Source organism: Streptomyces sp. NPDC014006, assembly GCF_043088925.1.
Classification (GTDB): domain Bacteria; phylum Actinomycetota; class Actinomycetes; order Streptomycetales; family Streptomycetaceae; genus Streptomyces.
Genome location: NZ_JBICAJ010000003.1, coordinates 433,198 through 449,383, shown reverse-complemented (window position 1 = coordinate 449,383; position 16,186 = coordinate 433,198). Strand labels below are relative to the sequence as shown.

Here is a 16,186-nt window from a genome sequence, read left to right as displayed (position 1 = left end):
CGATGCACAGCACCGCAGGCCGAACTGCCGCGACACTCCGTCACGCGTAGGCGGGCAGCTTGTGTGGAGTACGTCTCGGCGCGGGAGACGATCAACGCCGACGGCGTGTCCGGCCCGTCCGTGCCGCCTTCGCGCGCTTCGCCGCGAACCGCACGCCGCCGGGGCTCTCGCCGACCTCGACCCGCACCACGGTCGACAGGGGATCCACCACGCCCTCACCCACATGCAGGATCGACGTCTCCACCGCACCCAGCTTGCTCAGTGCCGTGGCCGCGCTCTTCAACTCCTCCTCAGCCGTGTCGCCCTTGAGCGCGAGCATCTCGCCGTAGGGACGCAGCAGCGGGATGCCCCAGGCGGCCAGCCGGTCCAGCGGGGCGACCGCGCGGGCCGTGACGACGTGGACGGGAGTCAGCTTGCCCATGACCTCCTCGGCGCGGCCGCGCACCACGGTGACGTGGTCGAGCCCGAGCAGCTCCACGACCTCCGTGAGGAAGGTCGTGCGCCGCAGCAGTGGCTCCAGCAGCGTGATCTTGATGTCCTCACGCACGAGCGCCAGTGGGATGCCGGGCAGGCCCGCACCGGAACCCACATCGCACACGGTCACCCCCTCGGGAACGACTTCCGAGAGCACCGCACAGTTCAGCAGGTGCCGCTCCCACAGGCGCGGCACCTCCCGCGGCCCGATGAGCCCACGCTGCACACCGGCCTCGGCCAGGAGCTCGGCGTATCGGACCGCATCCGTGAAGCGATCACCGAACACGTCGCGCGCCTGCTCGGGCGCAGGGGGAAGCTCCGCTGCCTCCGTCACGGGGACCGTCCTTCCGTACCGCATCAGCGCCAACGGCGCCGATCACCAGAACTACAGGCTGACAAAGTCCGGCCCCGCCTGCGCATCAGACGGGGCCGGAGTGACGTACGTACCGACGTCAGTTGGGCAGGACGACGACGAAGCGCTGCGGCTCCTCGCCCTCGGACTCGCTGCGCAGGCCGGCGGCCTTCACCGCGTCGTGGACGACCTTCCGCTCGAACGGGGTCATCGGCCTGAGCCGCTTGGCCTCACCGCTGCTCTTGACCTCGGCCGCGGCCTTGGCACCCAGCTCGGACAGCTCGGAGCGCTTCTTGGCCCGGTAGCCGGCGACGTCCAGCATCAGCCGGCTGCGGTCCCCGGTCTCCCGGTGCACGGCCAGTCGCGTCAGCTCCTGGAGCGCCTCGAGCACCTCGCCGTCACGGCCGACCAGCTTCTGCAGGTCGCGGCTGCCCGTGTCGCTGATGATCGACACGGCGGCCCGGTCGCCCTCGACGTCCATGTCGATGTCGCCGTCGAGGTCGGCGATGTCCAGCAGACCCTCGAGGTAGTCCGCCGCGATCTCGCCTTCCTGCTCCAGGCGGGTGAGGGTGTCTGCACCCTCGGCAGCGGCGGAGGTGGTGCCTTCCGTCACGGGATGGGCTCCTTCTTACTTCTTGGACGGGGACTTGGGCCGCTGCGGACCCTTGCGCTGTCCGGACTGGGCCTTGCTGCGGGTACCGGAGCCCTGCTTCGGGGCGGCCTTGGCGGAGGCGCCGGCGGGCTTGGTGTCCTCCGGCTCGTCGGACTTGCTCAGCGAGGGACCGGTGGACGACGGCTCATCGGCCTTCGCGGCGCCCGACTGGCGCTGGGACTTCGACTGGCGCTTGGGCTGCTGCCGCTTGGGCTGGCCACCGGTGGTGGTGGGCGTGCCGTCCTCGGCCACGGCGACCGCCTGGCTCTCGCCACGGATCACCGAGCCGTCGGTCTGGGCGGCAAGGCCGACCTTGTTCAGGCCGTTGATGAACTTGCGCTCGAACTCGTTGCGGTCGCGGCCCTTGGCGACGATGGCCTTGACGATGACCTTGTCCCGGCGCCGGGCGACCTTGCCGTGGTGCGTGACGTGCTTGTACAGGCGCTCCAGGTAGGCGGCCTGAGCCTTGGAACCCGGGGTGGGGTTGTTGTGGATGACGTACATCTGCTGGCCCATGGTCCACACGTTGGTGGTCAGCCAGTAGACGAGGACACCGACCGGGAAGTTGATACCGAAGACGGCGAACATGACCGGGAAGACGTACATCAGCATCTTCTGCTGCTGCATGAACGGCGTCTTCACCGTGGTGTCGACGTTCTTCGTCATCAGCTGTCGCTGCGTGTAGAACTGCGAGAACGACATCAGGACGATCATGATCGCGGTCACGACGCGGACGTCGGTCAGCGTGGCGCCGAGCGCCTCGACCTTGCTCGAGCTGTCCATGAACTTCGCCGCGAGCGGGGCGCCGAAGATGTGCGCCTGCCGGGCGCTGGCCAGCAGCGGGTCGTTGATGACGCCGATGGTCTTGCCCGTGGCGATGCCGTTGAGCACGTGGTACAGGGCGAAGAAGAACGGCGACTGGGCGAGGATGGGAAGGCACGAGGAGAGCGGGTTGGTACCCGTCTCCTTGTACAGCTTCATCATCTCTTCGGACTGGCGCTGCTTGTCGTTCTTGTAGCGCTCCTGGATCTTCTTCATCTCCGGCTGGAGCGTCTGCATCGCGCGCGTGGCCTTGATCTGCTTCACGAAGAGCGGGATCAGGCAGATGCGGATCAGGATCACCAGGGACACGATGGACAGGCCCCAGGCCCACCCGGTGTCAGGCCCGAAGATCGCCCCGTACACCTTGTGGAACTGGACGATGACCCAGGAGACGGGCCAGGTGATGAAACTGAAGAGGCTGGCAATCGTGTCCACTAATCATGCTCCTTGGGCATGGGGCGGGGTCTCTGCGGCCGGGCTCGAAGGGATTTCCCCGTCGGTGGCCGGTTCGGCGGCGGAGGGCCCGCCCCTGCGTGCACGCCAGGCGTCACGCAGCATTTCGTGCCACCGCGGGCGCTTGCGCGGCGGAACATGGTCCACACCGCCCGGCGACCACGGATTGCACCGCAGAATGCGCCAGGCTGTGAGCGCTGTTCCCTTGATCGCACCGTGCCGGTCGATCGCCGTGTAGCCGTAACGGGAGCACGACGGGTAGTACCTGCACACCGGCCCGAGCAGCGGACTGATCGTCCACTGGTAGAGCTTGATCAGGGCCAGCAGTGGGTACTTCATCGCGCGCCCCCTCCCAGCAGCCGCTGCAGGGCGGCGTCCAGGTCTCGGGCCAGCTGTGCATGGTCGGCGTCACCCGCACCGGGCAGCGCTCGTACGACTACCAGGCTACCGGGGGGCAGCCGGGTGACCCGGTCGCGCATCAGATGGCGAAGCCTGCGCTTCACCTTGTTGCGCACGACCGCGCCGCCGATGGCCTTGCTCACGACGAAACCCGCACGCGGCGGGGGAGCGCTCTCCCCTGGCGCGTGCGGGTCCGTGGCACCGCTGCGAAAATGGACGACGAGGGACGGGCGGGCTGCCCGACGACCTCGTCGTACCGCGGTCGCGAAGTCCTCGCGCCGCCTCAGCCGGTTGTCGGTGGGCAGCACGACGTCATGACCTGATCGGAATCAGGCGGACAGGCGGGCGCGACCCTTGCTACGGCGGGTTGCGAGAATCGCGCGGCCGGCACGGGTACGCATACGCAGCCGGAAGCCGTGGGTCTTCGCGCGACGACGGTTGTTCGGCTGGAAGGTGCGCTTGCTCACTCGGGGGCTCCAGAAAGATTCGGGGTTGGCGGGGTGCCGTCCTGGCTGTCACCGTGCGCCCACGAGTAGCTCGCGTTACGCCCGAGTGCACCGCTGTCCGATCACCGTGTTCGCGATCTGTGCCCATCGGAGGCAGGCGGCAGCAGCCATCGACAACTCGACCTGGTTACGGTACGCGGGACTACGCCATCCGGTCAAACCGACGGTCACCGGGAGACACTTGTCCACAGCCTGGGGACAACAACTTGAACCGTACCCGCCGCGCTGACTACCGTGGCTGGACTCCGATTCGTTCCCTTGTCCCTCAACCACCCGATTCACATCCCGACCCGTCCCCGGACCACACGTTCGAGGGACTCTCTGAGAGAGCGTGCCCTGTGGCTGACGTACCTGCCGATCTTGCCGCAGTGTGGCCACGAGTGCTGGAACAGCTCCTCGGCGAGGGACGCGGCCAGGGGGTCGAGGGCAAGGACGAGCACTGGATCCGGCGCACCCAGCCGCTGGCGCTGGTCGCCGACACGGCCCTGCTCGCCGTACCGAACGAGTTCGCGAAGAACGTCCTCGAGGGGCGTCTGGCGCCGATCGTCAGCGAGACGCTGAGCCGCGAGTGCGGCCGGCCGATCCGGATCGCGATCACCGTCGACGACTCCGCGGGCGAGCCCGCTGCCCCCGCCACGCCGTCCGCTCCGCCGCAGCCTCGCTATGAGGAGTCGCGGTACGAGGAGTCGCGCTACGAGGAGCCCGAGCCGCCCGCCGCCCCGCAGTACGACCAGTACGAGGGGTACGGCCGGCACCGCGGCGAGCCCGGTGACCAGCTCCCCACGGCCCGGCCGGCCTACCCGTCCGAGTACCAGCGCCCCGAGCCGGGCGCCTGGCCGCGTCCCTCCCAGGACGACTACGGCTGGCAGCAGCAGCGGCTCGGCTTCCCCGAACGTGACCTCTACGGCTCCGGCGGGCGCGGCGGCAAGGATCCGTACGGCTCCGGGCCGGGCGGGAATGACCCGTACGCGTCCGGCGGCCCGGCGAAGGATCCGTACGCCTCGCCGTCGTCGGCGGACTACCGGCCCCCCGCGGCGGAGCGGCCGTCCTACGACCAGCCCCGCGGCGACTACGACCGGCGGGATGCCCACGACACCCGTGACCCCCGCGCGTCGCGCGACTACGACCGCGACTACGACCAGCGCGACGGCGGCCGACGTGAGCTGCCCGAGCCGCCGGCCGGCTCCGGGCACGTGCACCGCGGCGGCCCCGTGGGCTCCAACCTGCCCACCACCGGGGCGCCCGGACCGCTGGCCGCGCAGCCCGCGCCGGCCTCCGGCCCCGGGGAGCCGACCGCGCGGCTGAACCCGAAGTACCTGTTCGACACGTTCGTCATCGGCGCTTCCAACCGGTTCGCGCACGCGGCCGCGGTGGCCGTCGCCGAAGCGCCCGCGAAGGCGTACAACCCGCTGTTCATCTACGGCGAGTCCGGGCTCGGCAAGACGCATCTGCTGCACGCCATCGGGCACTACGCGCGGAGCCTGTACCCCGGCACGCGCGTGCGGTACGTGAGCTCGGAGGAGTTCACGAACGAGTTCATCAACTCCATCCGCGACGGCAAGGGCGACAGCTTCCGCAAGCGGTACCGGGAGATGGACATCCTGCTCGTCGACGACATCCAGTTCCTGGCGGACAAGGAGTCGACGCAGGAGGAGTTCTTCCACACCTTCAACACGCTCCACAACGCCAACAAGCAGATCGTGCTCTCCTCCGACCGGCCGCCGAAGCAGCTGGTCACGCTGGAGGACCGGCTGCGGAACCGGTTCGAGTGGGGACTGATCACCGACGTCCAGCCGCCCGAGCTGGAGACGCGGATCGCGATCCTGCGCAAGAAGGCGGTGCAGGAGCAGCTGAACGCGCCGCCGGAGGTGCTGGAGTTCATCGCCTCCCGGATCTCGCGGAACATCCGTGAGCTGGAGGGCGCGCTGATCCGGGTGACGGCCTTCGCGTCGCTCAACCGGCAGCCGGTGGACCTGGGCCTGACGGAGATCGTCCTGAAGGACCTGATCCCGGGCGGCGAGGACTCGGCCCCGGAGATCACCTCTACGGCGATCATGAGCGCGACGGCGGACTACTTCGGGCTGACGGTCGAGGACCTGTGCGGCACGTCGCGCGGCCGCGCTCTGGTGACCGCCCGGCAGATCGCCATGTATCTGTGCCGTGAGCTGACGGATCTGTCGCTGCCGAAGATCGGTGCGCTGTTCGGCGGCCGGGACCACACGACGGTGATGCATGCGGACCGCAAGATCCGCAATCTGATGGCCGAGCGCCGCTCCATCTACAACCAGGTCACCGAGCTCACCAACCGCATCAAGAACGGCTGACGCCACCACGGCGAACCGTCTGAGGGCGTCTCCGGGTCTCCGGAGGCGCCCTCAGACGTATGCCGGCAGTGCCGCAACAACCCCTCGCTGACTGCGACGGCCTCCGGCGGGACGACCAAAACGGGATCCGACGGCATTCGACGGCCCCGTCGGCCCGCGATCGCCGTCGCACATCTGTCATCTCTTGTTCGATTACCTGTCGGGTTACGGCCTCTCTCCACAGATTCAGGGACTTTTTCGCGTCCACATCCTGGGGACTGCCGAGTTGTCCAGATCGCATCCACAGGCCAGCCTGGGGGAAGGCCATCGGCCCAGCTCATGTGCCTGTGGATCCGTGGACGAAGGAGATCCACAGGGTGTGGACAACTTGCCGGTCCACACCCTGTGCACAAAGTTGTCCACGGGTGACCCACAGGCTGCGGCCGGTTGTCCCCAGAGATCGCCCGCTTCTCCACATGTCTGTCCACTGTTCGGCAAGCCGACGCGCCTCCTCACCGCGTCGAGTGAAAGGCGTCACACGAAGCTGCCGGGTTGGCCTGTGGGCAACGTGGGTAAAACTGGGGACGCTTCTGGGGAGAACTCGCCCCGGCCTGTTGATGGCGTGTGCAGAACTTTCTGTTCTCCACAGACAGCCCCGGTTGTCCACCGCCTCCGCCCACAGGCCCGGTGGATAAAATTTGGGCTCTGACCTGCGCAAACGAGGTTATCCACGGTATCCACAGGCCCTACTACTACCAACGACTAGAGAGAGCCAGGAAACCGTTTCGAAGTGGGGCCTGTGCACAACTCGCTGTCGGTTGACCGACTGCCCCTCGTCGCGACTTGACCCCGACGGGCACCTACTGTCAGTGCGGTGCGTCAGACTGGTCCCGGTGTCCTTCCCCTCCTCGGGGCTCGTGACACCGCGACAGACGACGAAGGCGAAGCAGGGCGACAAGCGCCGGCAACAGCAGGAGGCGGCTTACCGTGAAGATCCGGGTGGAACGCGACGTACTCGCGGAGGCAGTGGCCTGGGCGGCCCGCAGCCTCCCGGCCCGTCCGCCGGCGCCTGTCCTCGCCGGCCTGCTGCTGAAGGCGGAGGACGGCCAGCTGAGCCTGTCCAGCTTCGACTACGAGGTCTCCGCCCGGGTGAGCGTCGAGGCCGAGGTCGAGGAGGAGGGCACGGTCCTGGTGTCCGGCCGCCTGCTCGCCGACATCTCCCGCGCGCTCCCCAACCGCCCCGTGGAGATTTCCACAGACGGTGTACGGGCGACCGTGGTCTGTGGGTCGTCCCGGTTCACCCTGCACACCCTGCCTGTGGAGGAGTACCCGGCGCTGCCGCAGATGCCGAACGCGACGGGCACGGTCCCCGGCGAGGTCTTCGCCGCGGCCGTCTCGCAGGTGGCCATCGCCGCCGGCCGTGACGACACGCTGCCCGTCCTCACCGGTGTGCGCATCGAGATCGAGGGCGACACGGTCACCCTGGCCTCCACCGACCGCTACCGCTTCGCGGTCCGCGAGTTCCTGTGGAAGCCGGAGAACCCGGACGTCTCCGCGGTCGCCCTGGTGCCCGCCAAGACCCTCCAGGACACCGCCAAGGCGCTCACCAGCGGCGACAGCGTGATCCTGGCGCTGTCCGGCTCGGGCGCCGGTGAGGGCCTGATCGGCTTCGAGGGCGCGGGCCGCCGCACCACGACCCGTCTGCTCGAGGGCGACCTGCCGAAGTACCGCACCCTGTTCCCGACGGAGTTCAACTCCGTCGCCGTGATCGAGACCGCCCCCTTCGTGGAGGCCGTCAAGCGTGTGGCCCTGGTCGCCGAGCGCAACACCCCGGTGCGGCTCAGCTTCGAGCAGGGCGTGCTGATCCTGGAGGCCGGCTCCAGCGACGACGCACAGGCTGTGGAAAGGGTCGACGCCCAGCTGGAGGGTGACGACATCTCCATCGCCTTCAACCCGACGTTCCTGCTGGACGGTCTGAGCGCGATCGACTCCCCGGTGGCGCAGCTGTCGTTCACCACGTCCACCAAGCCCGCGCTGCTCAGCGGCAAGCCGGCCGTGGACGCCGAGGCGGACGAGGCGTACAAGTACCTGATCATGCCGGTGCGGCTGAGCGGCTGATCCCGGTCCGACGCCGGAGCGAGGCTGCCGCGGTGGTCCACAGCCTGTGGACCACCGCCCATCGAAATCCCCAGGTGAGGGCCTACGTATGAGCGCGTATGCCCACAGCTGTGCGGGACCGTCCGGGATTAGGCTCGGACAGGGGTACGAGGTGCCCCAGGGGTGCGCTAGCGCCCCGCACGCCACACAGCGACCGTAAGGAACAGCACTGATGGAGCTCGGTCTCGTCGGCCTCGGCAAGATGGGCGGCAACATGCGCGAGCGGATCCGCCGCGCGGGCCACACCGTCATCGGATACGACCGCAACCCCGACGTCGCGGACGTCCACAGCCTGCAAGAGCTTGTGGAGAAGCTGTCCGGCCCCCGCGTGGTCTGGGTGATGGTCCCGGCCGGCGAGCCGACCCAGTCGACCATCGACCAGCTCGCCGAGCTGCTGCAGCCCGGTGACGTGGTGGTGGACGGCGGCAACTCCCGCTGGACCGACGACGAGAAGCACGCGCGGGAGCTGGCCGCCAAGAACATCGGCTTCGTCGACTGCGGTGTCTCGGGCGGTGTCTGGGGTCTGGAGAACGGCTACGCCCTGATGTACGGCGGCGATGCCGAGAACGTCGCCAAGGTGCAGCCGGTCTTCGACGCGCTCAAGCCGGAGGGCGACTTCGGCGCGGTCCACGCCGGCAAGGTCGGCGCGGGCCACTTCGCGAAGATGGTCCACAACGGCATCGAGTACGCGATGATGCAGGCCTACGCCGAGGGCTGGGAGCTGCTGGAGAAGGTCGACTCCGTGGAGAACGTCCGCGAGGTCTTCCGCTCCTGGCAGGAGGGCACCGTCATCCGCTCGTGGCTGCTGGACCTCGCGGTGAACGCCCTCGACGAGGACGAGCACCTTCAGGGCCTGCGCGGTTACGCACAGGACTCCGGTGAGGGACGCTGGACGGTGGAGGCCGCCATCGACAACGCGGTGCCGCTGCCGGCGATCACCGCGTCGCTGTTCGCGCGGTTCGCCTCCCGTCAGGAGGACTCGCCGCAGATGAAGATGATCGCGGCGCTGCGCAATCAGTTCGGCGGCCACGCGGTCGAGAAGAAGTGACGCGCCGGGCCACCTGACGCGTCACACGAAGAAGCAACGCGAAGAACAACGCGAAGCAAGCACTACCCGAAGGTTGGGGAGGTCGGCGAACGACCATGCACGTCACGCATCTGTCGCTGGCCGACTTCCGCTCCTATGACCGGGCCGAGGTCCCGCTGGAGGCGGGCGTCACCGCGTTCGTCGGCCCCAACGGGCAGGGCAAGACCAACCTGGTGGAGGCGGTCGGCTACCTCGCCACCCTCGGCAGCCACCGCGTCGCCTCCGACGCCCCGCTCGTGCGCATGGGCGCCGAGCGGGCCGTCGTACGCGCCCAGGTCCGGCAGGGCGAGCGGCAGCAGCTGATCGAGCTGGAGCTGAACCCCGGCAAGGCCAACCGCGCCCGCATCAACCGGTCCTCCCAGGTCAGGCCGCGGGACATCCTCGGCATCGTGCGGACCGTGCTGTTCGCGCCGGAGGACCTCGCCCTCGTCAAGGGCGATCCCGGGGAGCGGCGGCGGTTCCTGGACGAGCTGATCACCGCGCGCTCCCCGCGCATGGCGGGCGTGCGCTCCGACTACGAGCGGGTGCTGAAGCAGCGCAACACCCTGCTCAAGACGGCCGCGCTGGCCCGTCGGCACGGCGGCCGCTCCATGGACCTGTCCACGCTCGACGTGTGGGACCAGCACCTCGCACACGCCGGCGCCGAACTGCTCGCCCAGCGCCTGGACCTGATCGCCGCGCTCCAGCCGCTGGCCGACAAGGCGTACGAGCAGCTGGCCCCGGGCGGCGGTCCGATCGGTCTGGAGTACAAGCCGTCCGCGCCCGGCGAGGCGCACGCGCGTGAGGATCTCTACGCGCAGCTCATGGCGGCGCTCGCGGACGCCCGCAAGCAGGAGATCGAGCGGGGCGTCACCCTCGTCGGCCCGCACCGCGACGACCTGCTGCTCAAGCTCGGCCAGCTGCCCGCCAAGGGCTACGCCTCGCACGGCGAGTCCTGGTCCTACGCCCTCGCCCTGCGCCTTGCGTCCTACGACCTGCTGCGCGCCGAGGGCAACGAGCCGGTGCTCATTCTCGACGACGTCTTCGCCGAACTGGACGCCCGCCGCCGGGAACGGCTGGCGGAGCTGGTGGCGCCCGGCGAGCAGGTGCTCGTGACGGCCGCGGTCGACGACGACGTACCGCACGTGCTCAGCGGAGCGCGGTACGCGGTGGCGGACGGCGAGGTGGCACGCGTATGACCGAAGAGGTGGCACGCGTATGACCGAGGCGGAGCACACCCCGGCGGAGCCGCGCCCCGCCGCCACCCCGGCGCAGGCCGGTGGCCCGAAGAAGGCCCCCGAACCCTCCGGCGTCGACCTCGCGCGCGTGGCGCTCAGGGCGGCGAAGGAGGCCGCACGCGCGCGTGGCGACGCGGCGCAGCAGAAGAAGCAGGCGCGCCGCGGCGGACTGCGCTCGGGCGCGCGCGCCGACGGACGCGACCCGATGGCGCTCGGCGCGGCGATCAACCGGCTGATCACCGAGCGGGGCTGGGAGACGCCGGCCGCGGTGGGCGGTGTGATGGGCCGCTGGCCGCAGATCGTCGGCGAGGACGTGGCCAAGCACTGTGTGCCGGAGAAGTACGACGAGGACGAGCGCGTTCTGGTGGTCCGCTGCGACTCCACGGCCTGGGCGACCAACCTGCGTCTGCTCGCGCCGACGCTGGTCGCGCGGCTCAACGAGGACCTGGGGCACGGCGCGGTCCACATGATCAAGGTGCTGGGCCCTGGCGGCCCCGCGCGTCGCTACGGGCCCCTGCGTGCCCCCGGCAGCGCCGGGCCGGGCGACACTTACGGCTGAGCGCGGCCGCGGACCGCGCCGGCGTGCTGGAGTGAGGGACGTCACACCACATTCACTCCTCTACGCGCGTGCGTGCCGGGTCGCATGCGGTGCTGCCCGTGCACGCGTACGGAACGCACGCACGCGTGCACGGCAAGATACGCAAAATCACCCCATAAGCGTATGAAACGACTCCTGACTCCCGAGTAACGAAGGCTTGACAGTTCGAAGCGCTGAGTGCCGCTGTGAGCCTCTTGGAGCCCCCTTCCGTATATCGGGAGTCGGAAGAGGCCGGTTCAGGGCGCCACATCGGGACTCAGGTACCGGCAAACCCCCATCGATGTCAGTGCTGCCGGTAGACTGGAAGACAATCCCGCCCCAAACGTGGGGACCGTCCGGGAAACGCTGAGCAACGCTGATCAAGGCTTACCAACGCACCATGCCGCAGCCGCTCCGGCAACCCTCCTCCAGAGGGGGAACCCCCAGGAGCCTGGCTTGTGCTGTGCCAGAAAGGGCGCTTCGTGGCCGATTCCGGCAACCCCAACGAGAACATCCCGTCCACCGACGCCGGCGCGGACAACGCGGCGAGCACCTCACGCGGTGAGGTCACGGCCTCGTACGATGCCAGCGCCATCACCGTCCTCGAGGGTCTGGACGCGGTCCGCAAGCGACCCGGCATGTACATCGGCTCGACGGGCGAGCGCGGACTGCACCACCTCGTGTACGAGGTCGTCGACAACTCCGTCGACGAGGCGCTGGCCGGCCACGCGGACACGATCGACGTGACGATCCTCGCCGACGGCGGGGTGCGCGTCGTCGACAACGGCCGTGGCATCCCCGTCGGCATCGTGCCCTCCGAGGGCAAGCCGGCGCTCGAGGTCGTGCTGACGGTCCTGCACGCGGGCGGCAAGTTCGGCGGCGGCGGCTACGCGGTCTCCGGTGGTCTGCACGGCGTGGGCGTGTCCGTCGTGAACGCCCTGTCGAGCAAGGTCTCCGTCGAGGTCAGGACCGACGGCCACCGCTGGACGCAGGACTACAAGATGGGCGTCCCGACGGCACCGCTGGCCCAGCACGAGGCGACGCAGGAGACCGGCACCTCGGTCACCTTCTGGGCCGACGCGGACATCTTCGAGACCACGGAGTACTCCTTCGAGACGCTGTCGCGGCGTTTCCAGGAGATGGCGTTCCTCAACAAGGGCCTGACGATCAGGCTCACCGACGAGCGCGAGTCGGCGAAGGCCACCGCGGGGGCGGACGAGGCGGGCGCCGACGAGAAGGACGAGGCCAAGACCGTCACGTACCACTACGAGGGCGGCATCGTCGACTTCGTGAAGTACCTCAACTCCCGCAAGGGCGAGGCGGTCCACCCCACGGTCATCGACCTGGAGGCCGAGGACAAGGACAAGAGCCTGTCCCTCGAGGTCGCGATGCAGTGGAACAGCGGCTACAGCGAGGGCGTGTACTCCTTCGCGAACATCATCCACACCCACGAGGGCGGCACCCACGAAGAGGGCTTCCGCGCCGCGCTGACGTCCCTGATCAACAAGTACGCACGGGACAAGAAGCTGCTGCGGGAGAAGGACGACAACCTCACCGGCGACGACATCCGCGAGGGCCTGACCGCGATCATCTCGGTCAAGCTGAGCGAGCCTCAGTTCGAGGGCCAGACCAAGACCAAGCTGGGCAACACGGAGGCGAAGACCTTCGTGCAGAAGGCGGTCTACGAGCACCTCGCCGACTGGCTCGACCGCAACCCGAACGAGGCCGCGGACATCGTCCGCAAGGGCATCCAGGCCGCCACCGCGCGCGTGGCCGCGCGCAAGGCCCGTGATCTGACCCGCCGCAAGGGCCTGCTGGAGACGGCGTCCCTGCCGGGCAAGCTGTCGGACTGCCAGTCGAACGACCCCACCAAGTGCGAGATCTTCATCGTCGAGGGTGACTCCGCCGGCGGCTCGGCCAAGTCCGGCCGCAACCCGGAGTACCAGGCGATCCTCCCGATCCGCGGCAAGATCCTCAACGTCGAGAAGGCCCGGATCGACAAGATCCTGCAGAACCAGGAGATCCAGGCGCTGATCTCCGCGTTCGGCACGGGTGTGCACGAGGACTTCGACATCGAGAAGCTCCGGTACCACAAGATCATCCTGATGGCGGACGCCGACGTCGACGGCCAGCACATCAACACGCTGCTGCTGACCTTCCTGTTCCGCTTCATGCGGCCGCTGGTCGAGGCCAGGCACGTGTTCCTGTCCCGCCCCCCGCTGTACAAGATCAAGTGGGGCAAGGACGACGTCGAGTACGCCTACTCCGACCGTGAGCGCGACGCCCTGCTGGAGCTGGGCCGCCAGCGTGGCAAGCGGGTGCGCGAGGACTCCATCCAGCGCTTCAAGGGACTCGGCGAGATGAACGCCGAGGAGCTGCGCGTGACCACCATGGACCAGGAGCACCGCGTCCTCGGCCAGGTCACCATTGACGACGCCGCCCAGGCCGACGAGCTGTTCTCGGTCCTGATGGGCGAGGACGTCGAGGCCCGCCGCGCGTTCATCCAGCGCAATGCCAAGGACGTCCGTTTCCTCGACATCTGAGTCGGTCTCAGCTGACCGCACCAGGAAGGATCTTCACCAGCAATGGCCGACGAGAACACCCCAGTCACGCCTGAAGGCGACGGCGTCATCGCCCAGCGTCTCGAGCCCGTCGGGCTCGAGACGGAGATGCAGCGCTCCTACCTCGACTACGCGATGTCCGTCATCGTCTCGCGTGCGCTGCCCGACGTCCGGGACGGTCTCAAGCCCGTCCACCGCCGCGTGCTGTACGCGATGTACGACGGCGGCTACCGCCCCGAGCGCGGCTTCTACAAGTGCGCCCGTGTCGTCGGCGACGTCATGGGCAACTACCACCCGCACGGTGACTCCTCGATCTACGACGCCCTGGTCCGCCTGGCGCAGCCGTGGTCGATGCGGATGCCGCTGGTGGACTCCAACGGCAACTTCGGCTCCCCGGGCAACGACCCGGCCGCGGCGATGCGCTACACCGAGTGCAAGATGGCGCCGCTGTCGATGGAGATGGTCCGCGACATCGACGAGGACACCGTCGACTTCACGGACAACTACGACGGCCGCTCCCAGGAGCCGACCGTCCTGCCGTCCCGCTTCCCGAACCTGCTGATCAACGGCTCGGCCGGCATCGCGGTCGGCATGGCGACCAACATCCCGCCGCACAACCTGCGCGAGGTCGCCGCCGGCGCCCAGTGGTACCTGGAGAACCCCGAGGCCTCGCACGAGGAGCTCCTTGATGCGCTCATCGAGCGCATCAAGGGCCCAGACTTCCCGACCGGCGCGCTCGTCGTGGGCCGCAGGGGCATCGAGGAGGCCTACCGCACCGGCCGCGGCTCGATCACCATGCGCGCGGTGGTCGAGGTCGAGGAGATCCAGAACCGCCAGTGCCTGGTGGTCACCGAGCTGCCGTACCAGGTCAACCCGGACAACCTGGCGCAGAAGATCGCCGACCTGGTGAAGGACGGCAAGATCGGCGGCATCGCCGACGTCCGTGACGAGACGTCGTCGCGCACCGGCCAGCGCCTGGTCATCGTGCTGAAGCGGGACGCGGTCGCCAAGGTCGTCCTGAACAACCTGTACAAGCACACCGACCTGCAGACGAACTTCGGCGCGAACATGCTCGCGCTGGTCGACGGCGTGCCGCGCACGCTGTCGCTGGACGCGTTCATCCGCCACTGGGTGACGCACCAGATCGAGGTCATCGTCCGCCGGACGAAGTTCCGGCTGCGCAAGGCCGAGGAGCGGGCGCACATCCTGCGCGGTCTGCTCAAGGCGCTGGACGCCATCGACGAGGTCATCGCGCTGATCCGGCGCAGTGACACCGTCGACGTCGCGCGGCACGGCCTGATGGACCTCCTGGAGATCGACGAGATCCAGGCCAACGCCATCCTCGAGATGCAGCTGCGGCGACTGGCGGCCCTGGAGCGGCAGAAGATCGTCCAGGAGCACGACGAGCTCCAGGCGAAGATCCGCGAGTACAACGAGATCCTCGCCTCGCCGGTCCGTCAGCGCGGCATCGTCAGCGAGGAGCTGGCCGCGATCGTCGAGAAGTACGGCGACGACCGCAAGACGAAGCTGATCCCCTACGAGGGCGACATGTCCATCGAGGACCTGATCGCCGAAGAGGACATCGTCGTCACGGTCACCCGCGGCGGCTACATCAAGCGGACCAAGAGCGACGACTACCGGGCACAGAAGCGCGGCGGCAAGGGCGTGCGGGGCACGAAGCTGAAGGAAGACGACATCGTCGACCACTTCTTCGTCTCCACCACGCACCACTGGCTGCTGTTCTTCACGAACAAGGGCCGCGTCTACCGCATCAAGGGCTACGAGCTGCCCGAGGCCGGCCGGGACGCGCGCGGCCAGCACGTGGCGAACCTGCTGGCCTTCCAGCCGGACGAGGCGATCGCCGAGATCCTCGCCATCCGCGACTACGAGGCGGTGCCGTACCTGGTGCTGGCCACCAAGTCCGGCCTGGTGAAGAAGACGCCGCTGAAGGACTACGACTCCCCGCGCTCGGGCGGTGTCATCGCCATCAACCTCCGTGAGCGCGAGGAGGGCGGCGACGACGAGCTGATCGGCGCGGAGCTGGTCTCGGCCGACGACGACCTGCTGCTGATCAGCAGGAAGGCGCAGTCGATCAGGTTCACCGCCTCGGACGACACGCTGCGTCCGATGGGCCGTGCGACCTCGGGCGTCAAGGGCATGAGTTTCCGCGAGGGCGACGAACTGCTCTCGATGAATGTGGTGCGACCCGGTACGTTCGTGTTCACTGCCACTGACGGTGGGTACGCGAAGCGCACCCGCGTCGACGAGTACCGCGTCCAGGGCCGCGGCGGCCTCGGCATCAAGGCCGCCAAGATCGTGGAGGACCGCGGTTCGCTGGTCGGCGCGCTGGTGGTCGAGGAGAACGACGAGATCCTCGCCATCACACTCTCGGGCGGTGTGATTCGTACGCGAGTCAACGAGATCAGGGAGACGGGCCGTGACACCATGGGCGTCCAACTGATCAACCTGGGCAAGCGCGATGCCGTGGTCGGCATCGCCCGTAACGCCGAGGCGGGACGCGAGGCGGAGGAAGTCGACGGCGACGTGGCCGTGGACGAGACCGCCGAGGATGTCGCGACCACCGGCACGGACGAGGGTGAGGCGCCCTCGGCCGAGTAGCACGAGG

The 16,186-nt window shown here is 68.8% G+C and carries 13 protein-coding genes; 7 read left to right on the top strand and 6 right to left on the bottom strand.

Features of this window, described 5'->3' with window-relative positions; genetic code table 11:
- Positions 1-91: 91 nt before the first annotated feature.
- From rsmG to rpmH, 6 genes are all read right to left on the bottom strand, one after another.
- A complete protein-coding gene (gene rsmG / locus ACF1GV_RS14280) occupies positions 92-808 on the bottom strand; it encodes a 16S rRNA (guanine(527)-N(7))-methyltransferase RsmG (protein WP_363265326.1) in 717 nt (238 codons plus the stop codon).
- 118 nt (positions 809-926) lie between these two features.
- On the bottom strand, positions 927-1,439 hold the full coding sequence (locus ACF1GV_RS14275; RefSeq protein ID WP_391680200.1) for a protein jag: 513 nt from the start codon (positions 1,437-1,439) through the stop codon (positions 927-929).
- 15 nt (positions 1,440-1,454) lie between these two features.
- A complete protein-coding gene (gene yidC, locus ACF1GV_RS14270; RefSeq protein ID WP_391680199.1) occupies positions 1,455-2,735 on the bottom strand; it encodes a membrane protein insertase YidC in 1,281 nt (426 codons plus the stop codon).
- 3 nt (positions 2,736-2,738) lie between these two features.
- Complete coding sequence (yidD, locus tag ACF1GV_RS14265) at positions 2,739-3,092, bottom strand: membrane protein insertion efficiency factor YidD (RefSeq protein WP_391680198.1); 354 nt, start codon at positions 3,090-3,092, stop codon at positions 2,739-2,741.
- Positions 3,089-3,460 carry a ribonuclease P protein component gene (rnpA, locus tag ACF1GV_RS14260; protein WP_363265322.1) on the bottom strand — a complete coding sequence of 124 codons (372 nt, stop codon included), beginning with the start codon at positions 3,458-3,460 and terminating at the stop codon, positions 3,089-3,091. Before rnpA ends, yidD begins: the two co-directional genes overlap by 4 nt.
- Before the next feature lie 21 nt (positions 3,461-3,481).
- A complete protein-coding gene (gene rpmH / locus ACF1GV_RS14255) occupies positions 3,482-3,619 on the bottom strand; it encodes a 50S ribosomal protein L34 (RefSeq protein WP_003975051.1) in 138 nt (45 codons plus the stop codon).
- 377 nt (positions 3,620-3,996) lie between these two features.
- Between rpmH and dnaA the strand changes: the two genes are divergently transcribed.
- The 7 genes from dnaA (at position 3,997) to gyrA (ending at position 16,179) form a co-directional block, all read left to right on the top strand.
- Positions 3,997-5,982: a chromosomal replication initiator protein DnaA gene (gene dnaA / locus ACF1GV_RS14250; protein ID WP_391680197.1), complete on the top strand. Its 1,986-nt coding sequence runs from the start codon at positions 3,997-3,999 to the stop codon at positions 5,980-5,982.
- Positions 5,983-6,948: 966 nt separating this feature from the next.
- Positions 6,949-8,079: a DNA polymerase III subunit beta gene (gene dnaN, locus ACF1GV_RS14245; protein ID WP_363265319.1), complete on the top strand. Its 1,131-nt coding sequence runs from the start codon at positions 6,949-6,951 to the stop codon at positions 8,077-8,079.
- A gap of 211 nt (positions 8,080-8,290) precedes the next feature.
- Positions 8,291-9,166, top strand: a complete 876-nt coding sequence (gene gnd / locus ACF1GV_RS14240; protein WP_391680196.1) for a phosphogluconate dehydrogenase (NAD(+)-dependent, decarboxylating) — start codon at positions 8,291-8,293, stop codon at positions 9,164-9,166.
- 95 nt (positions 9,167-9,261) lie between these two features.
- Positions 9,262-10,383 (top strand): DNA replication/repair protein RecF, encoded by a 1,122-nt coding sequence (gene recF, locus ACF1GV_RS14235; protein ID WP_391680195.1) that lies wholly within the window; start codon positions 9,262-9,264, stop codon positions 10,381-10,383.
- Between the two features lie 19 nt (positions 10,384-10,402).
- Entirely contained in the window at positions 10,403-10,981 is a 579-nt protein-coding gene (locus ACF1GV_RS14230; protein WP_391680193.1) for a DUF721 domain-containing protein, read from the top strand.
- Positions 10,982-11,457: 476 nt separating this feature from the next.
- On the top strand, positions 11,458-13,542 hold the full coding sequence (gene gyrB / locus ACF1GV_RS14225) for a DNA topoisomerase (ATP-hydrolyzing) subunit B (RefSeq protein WP_391680191.1): 2,085 nt from the start codon (positions 11,458-11,460) through the stop codon (positions 13,540-13,542).
- A 42-nt stretch (positions 13,543-13,584) separates the two neighbouring features.
- Positions 13,585-16,179: a DNA gyrase subunit A gene (gene gyrA, locus ACF1GV_RS14220; RefSeq protein WP_391680190.1), complete on the top strand. Its 2,595-nt coding sequence runs from the start codon at positions 13,585-13,587 to the stop codon at positions 16,177-16,179.
- The last annotated feature ends 7 nt before the right edge of the window (positions 16,180-16,186 follow it).

Coding starts and splice junctions, on each gene's coding strand:
- yidD (WP_391680198.1), bottom strand. CDS start 3,092: ATGAAGTACCCACTGCTGGCCCTGATCAAGCTCTACCAGTGGACGATC.
- recF (WP_391680195.1), top strand. CDS start 9,262: ATGCACGTCACGCATCTGTCGCTGGCCGACTTCCGCTCCTATGACCGG.
- gyrA (WP_391680190.1), top strand. CDS start 13,585: ATGGCCGACGAGAACACCCCAGTCACGCCTGAAGGCGACGGCGTCATC.
- gnd (WP_391680196.1), top strand. CDS start 8,291: ATGGAGCTCGGTCTCGTCGGCCTCGGCAAGATGGGCGGCAACATGCGC.
- ACF1GV_RS14230 (WP_391680193.1), top strand. CDS start 10,403: ATGACCGAGGCGGAGCACACCCCGGCGGAGCCGCGCCCCGCCGCCACC.